We start from the raw sequence: 5,259 nt of genomic DNA, 5'->3' as shown, positions 1-5,259 counted from the left end.
GCTATCTCGCCTTCGGTTCCCCAAAGCTGTCTGCAAACCAGCACTTCTCGCCGTTCAGAAAGGTAAATAGCCCAGCACGCACCGACCAGTGGGATCGGTGAGCAAGCCGCGGACCTGCGCCGTTGCGGAAGTCATTGGAATGCGCGCTCGCGCAGTAACGCGGCTTCATCGGGCGTGCGTCCGCGGAACGCGACGAACGACGCCATCGGATCACGGCTGTTGCCTCGCGCCAGAACTTCGATGCGGAAGCGCGCGGCGAGCGCCGGATCGAAGATATTTCCGCTCTCGGTAAAGGCGGCGAAGGCATCGGCATCGAGCACCTCCGACCAGAGATAGCTGTAATACGCGCTCGCATAGCCGCCATCGAACACATGGGTGAAGTGGGTCAGGCCATGACGCGGAACGATCAGCGGCGGCATGGTTATGGCCGCTAGCGTCGCGGCGGCAAGCTCGCTTGAACGCGGGTTTAGTTCGACGCTGCGATGGAGCTCCAGATCAAGGATCGCGGACGCGAGAAACTCGATCGTCATGAAGCCCTGGCCGAAATCGTCCGCGCGTCCGATCGCGGCGGTCAGGGCGGGTGGGACGCCAAGACGATCCAGCGTCTCCGGTGAGACGATCCAGTGTTCCAGGAATTTGCTCGGAAACTCGACAAAGTCGCGCGCTACCGCCGTGCCAGCCTGGCTCGGATAGACCACGTCAGATAGCAGCGCGTGCAGCGCGTGGCCGAACTCGTGGAACAAGGTACGCGCTTCGTCGATCGACAGCCCGGTCTCCGCATTGGGAGACGCCTTTGCGAAATTGGCGACGAGATAGGCGATAGGCAGCACTCTACCATCCAGCTTTTCCTGGACCCGCAGTGACCCCATCCAGGCGCCGCCATGCTTGCCGGACCGAGCGAGATAATCGGTGTAGAGGAGGCCCAACGGCGAGCCACCGGCATCAGATACCGTCCAGGCCGTGACATCCTGATGCCATACAGGAAGGTCGGAGTTGGGAACCAAGGCGATGCCGTACAGACTGTTCGCGGTGGCGAAGGCCGCCTCGCGGACCGTGTCGAGCGTCAGGTACCGCTTCACTTCGCCACCGTCGAGCGCATAGCGGTCGCGTCGGATCTGCTCGGAATAATAACGCCAGTCCCAGGGGGCGAGGACGATATTGTCGGCGTCGGCGAGGCGTTGAAGTTCGCGCTGCTCGGATGCCGCCTGGCGCAGCGCCGGCGACCAGACGCGCATCAGCAGCTCGGACGCTGCCTCTGGAATCTTCGCCATGCTGTCGGCAAGCGCATAGTCGGCGTAGCAGGCATGGCCGAGAAGCACCGCGCGCTCGTGGCGCAACGCCAAAATCTCGTCGACAATTGCGCGGTTGTCATGCGCGCCGCCGTCGCAGCGCGTCGTGAATGCGTGCCACATCCGCTCGCGCAGGTCCCGCCGGCGCGAGAAGGTCAGCAGGCCCTCGGCGTCGCCCCGATCGAGGGTGAGGAGATGGCGGCCGGGATGGCCGCGCGCCTCCGCTCGCCGCGCTGAGGCATCCCGCATAGGATCGGGCAGGCCGTCCAGATCGGCCGGCTCGAGATACATTTCCCAGTCCTGGGCCGCCGCGAGAACGTTCTGGCCGAACCGGGTGGACAATGCCGAAAGCGCCTGGTCGATCTCGGCGAAGCGGACCTTGCCGACACCGTCGAGCAGTGCTCCGCCATTTATGAAGCCGCGATGGCTGTCCTCGACGAGCCGAAGCTGGGCTTGATCGAGGCCCATCGTCTCGCGCCCTTCCCAGACGGCCCGCACCCGTTCGAACAACCGTCGGTTGTGCGATATGGCCGTGCCGTGGCGTGTAAGCAGAGCGGAGATGTCGGGCTCGATGGATCGCATCGCTTCGTCCGAGCGGGCCGAGCTAAGCGCCCAGAAGATCCGTCTGACCCGGGCAAGTCGGGCGCCGGCACGCTCGAGCGCGACAATGCTATTGTCGAAGCTGGGTGCTGCGGGATTATCGGATATCGCCGCAATTTCACGCGCGGCCTCATCGATCGCGGTTTGGAAGGCAGGCAGGAAGCGCTCGGTCTCGATGCGGCGGAAATCGGGCGCCGCAAATGGCAGCTCGCTTTCATCGAGCAGCGGGTCGGCGTCGATGGCGTCAGCCAAGTTCCGAAACCTCGTCCGTGTGCACATCGAACCCGACCAGCCGCGCGGGCCCGAACGTGGTGGTGAGGGCGGTGTCCGTCGCATCGCGTCCGCGTGCCATCAGGATTCTGCCGATGCGCGCGACGTTGTGGCGGGCATCGAACGTGTGCCAGGCGCCGCCGAGATAGACGTCGAACCAGGCTGAGAAATCCATGGCCGCATCGGATGGCGGGATGCCGATATCTCCGAGATAGCCGGTACAGTAGCGCGCCGGGATGTTCATGCATCGGCACAGCGCGATCGCGAGATGCGCGAAGTCGCGGCACACGCCCTGCTGCTCCTGGTGCGCGTCCCAGGCGGTCTTGGTCGGCCGGGCAAAATCATAGCCGAACGTCACATGGCCATGCGTGAAGTCGACGATCGCCTGCACGCGCCTCCAGCCGGGTGCGACGTGCCCGAACAGCGACCACGCAGTCTCTGATAGGCGGTCGGTCTCGCAGTACCGGCTGCCCAGCAGGAAGACGAGCACCTCGTCCGGCAAATCCTCAACTTCGTGCTGTATCGCGTCGAGCGCCGCCCGATCGGGGAGGCCGTCATCTTCGATCGTGAAGTCGCAGCTGAGCGTCAGGCCGCCCTCGGGCACGGTCACACGGGTGCACACGTTCCCGAACGCGTCGAGATAGTCATAGATGGGGACATCAGGGGACGCGGTGATCCGATGGGCGGTGCGCAGATCCTTGTTGCGCGATGGATGGACGCTGAGCATCGCCATCATCGGCGTGGCGATGTCGGTCTCGTACCGGATTTGATATCCTGCGCGGATCAGCATTCCTGTATCTTTCTCAACCAGTTCCGACGATCGGTAAGTCAATCGAAACACCGGGATCGACCGAAATGTTCACCGCCACGGTCATATCCAGGAAACTTCCCGGAAATCCGCTCCAGGTCCCCGAAATCGGAACCGCCTGGTAGATGTCGCGCGCGACGGCGACACGGATCAGTCCGCGGCTCCCGACAATGCCGTTGGTCGGATCGAACTCGACCCAGCCTGAGCCAGGAAGGTAGACGCGAACCCAGGCATGGGTGTTTCCGCCGCCGGTGCGCTGGTCGCGCGCGGTGGGGCTGTAAACATAACCGGACACAAAGCGTGCCGCGAAGCCCAGCGCGCGCGCTGCCTCGATCATCAGCATCGCATAATCGCGGCAGGTGCCCCGGCGGGTAGTGAGTGTCTCGATCGGTGTCTGCGTGCCTTTCTCGGGCCGCGGGACATAAGTGAACTCCCGCCGGATCGTCGCGGTCATTTCGGACAGCATCGCCAGCGTTTCAGTCGGGCCCGACACACTGACGAAACGGCGTGCCCAGCTGTCGATCAGGCGGAGGGGATCGAGATGCTGCCGCTCGATCGAACGCAGGAGGTCCGGCATCTCCTCCGACGAATAGGTGAACGGGTAGAGGCGCGCATATTCCTCGATGTCGACATGCTCGACCTCAGCCGGGCTGTGCTGGACCTTGACCCGGCTGTCGATGACCAGGCTGCGGGCGCGCCGATCGAAGGTCGCGATTGCCACCGAATTGCCAAAGACATCCTGGAGCCAGCGCAGGTCGGAAGGGGCAGGATCGATATGTAGCTCGGCATGGATCAGGTGCTGGTCGAAGCTTTCGCGGGGCCGGACCATGATCCGGTGCTCGCCGAACGACACGGGCTTGCGATAGGTGTAGGTAGTAATGTGAGACAGATTCAAAAGCGGCATCAGGGGTCCGTCGCATGAACAGCCAGCCTCGCCGATCGCTGTTTGCGCCACAGGATCCGCCACCGGTTAGCGTCTTCAATCCCGGGGGAGGCGCATCGTTCCTCCTGCTGGGCGATCATGCCGGAAACGCCATCCCGCGCGCACTCGGAACGCTGGGGTTGGATGAGACGGAGCGCACACGCCACATCGCCTGGGACATCGGCATCGGCGCACTGGGGATTGCGCTGGCTGAGACGCTCGACGCCGCGTTTATATGTCAGGCCTATTCCCGGCTTGTCGTCGACTGCAACCGCGATCCAGCCGCGCCGGATGCCATCGCCGAGATAAGCGACGGGACAGTTATTCCAGGCAATCAGCGATTGACCGCCCAGGACCGAGCCGCACGCATTGCCGCCATCCATGCCCCCTATCAGGCGGCTATCACCGCGGAGCTCGCGCGGCGTGATGCCGAGGGCGGCGTAACCGTGCTGGTCGCGCTGCACAGCTTCACGCCGTCCATGGGAGGCGTGGACCGACCCTGGCAAATCGGGGTGCTCCACGACGGCGGGGACGTCTCTTTCGCCGCCGCCTTGCTTCGCGCGCTCAGGGCGCGGGGCGACCTGGAGGTTGGCGACAACCAGCCCTACGCCATGGATGCGACCGACCACACGATTCCGCGACACGCCTATGCGCGGCGGCGTCCCTATGTGGAGCTGGAAATACGCCAGGATCTCCTGGACTCTCCAATCGCGGTTGGAGCCTGGTCGCACCTCCTCTCGGGCATATTCTCCAAGGCTTTGGCCGCAGGGGGCAGATGACCGCCCAGGATTTCAGAGCGAGGGGACGTGAATATCCGGTTCGCGCGCGTGGCACGGCGGTTGCGTCGGAATCGACCTAACCTGGATCAACGGCCGCAACCTTGTTTGGGCAAAACGATTTGGATTGCATGCCACTCTTCGGTTTCCATCTCCAACCCGGGATCGAAACGATCCCCGCCAACTTCCCGCTACGGGATTTCCCCGATTTGCAAGCCGCGCTGATCGAAGCGAATGTGGCCGCGCGCGCGATCGTGCGCCGCATTGGCGTCGGCCGCTCAGACCCATGGCATGGCAGTATCGACGTCGAGAACGAGCAGCGCCAGCCCATAGCACGAATTCTGTTGGCCGACGTCGCACGCCAGATGTCGTAGTCTGCGTCGTGCTTCTCCGCTACGCGCCACTTCACGCCGTTCAGAAGCGCCGAGCCGATGATCGCCAACGAATGTCCGGAAGTGGTGGTTTGCAGACTGGCAGCTTTTGGGAGCCGAAGGCGTGATAGCTGCCATTCCGGGCCGAACCTCTGGAACGACCGCTACCGCCCTGTAGCGGACATTCGACCAGGGGCAGCTTTGCGCCCATTGTCGGTCATTC

The 5,259-nt window shown here is 63.9% G+C and carries 5 protein-coding genes; 2 read left to right on the top strand and 3 right to left on the bottom strand.

Annotated features, from left to right (window positions below; translation table 11 throughout):
• Positions 1-131 precede the first annotated feature (131 nt).
• From IAG41_RS22700 to IAG41_RS22690, 3 genes are read right to left on the bottom strand one after another with little or no spacing between them, the layout of a single operon-like run.
• A complete protein-coding gene (locus tag IAG41_RS22700; RefSeq protein ID WP_262408857.1) occupies positions 132-2,141 on the bottom strand; it encodes a M3 family metallopeptidase in 2,010 nt (669 codons plus the stop codon).
• Positions 2,134-2,949: a transglutaminase-like domain-containing protein gene (locus IAG41_RS22695; protein WP_187730981.1), complete on the bottom strand. Its 816-nt coding sequence runs from the start codon at positions 2,947-2,949 to the stop codon at positions 2,134-2,136. Before IAG41_RS22695 ends, IAG41_RS22700 begins: the two co-directional genes overlap by 8 nt.
• Positions 2,950-2,962: 13 nt before the next feature.
• Positions 2,963-3,871 carry a transglutaminase domain-containing protein gene (locus tag IAG41_RS22690; protein ID WP_187730980.1) on the bottom strand — a complete coding sequence of 303 codons (909 nt, stop codon included), beginning with the start codon at positions 3,869-3,871 and terminating at the stop codon, positions 2,963-2,965.
• A 14-nt stretch (positions 3,872-3,885) separates the two neighbouring features.
• Here IAG41_RS22690 and IAG41_RS22685 point away from each other — a divergent pair, with 14 nt between their 5' ends.
• Positions 3,886-4,668, top strand: coding sequence for an N-formylglutamate amidohydrolase (locus IAG41_RS22685; protein ID WP_187730979.1), 783 nt, complete (start codon positions 3,886-3,888; stop codon positions 4,666-4,668).
• Positions 4,669-4,796: 128 nt separating this feature from the next.
• Positions 4,797-5,039 carry a DUF6894 family protein gene (locus IAG41_RS22680; RefSeq protein WP_222950848.1) on the top strand — a complete coding sequence of 81 codons (243 nt, stop codon included), beginning with the start codon at positions 4,797-4,799 and terminating at the stop codon, positions 5,037-5,039.
• Positions 5,040-5,259 lie beyond the last annotated feature (220 nt).

The sequence above is a fragment of the Sphingomonas sp. JC676 genome (genome assembly GCF_014489075.1).
Classification (GTDB): Bacteria; Pseudomonadota; Alphaproteobacteria; order Sphingomonadales; family Sphingomonadaceae; genus Sphingomonas.
The sequence above is the reverse complement of the archived record's forward strand: the minus strand, read 5'-3'. Positions and strand labels throughout refer to the sequence as shown.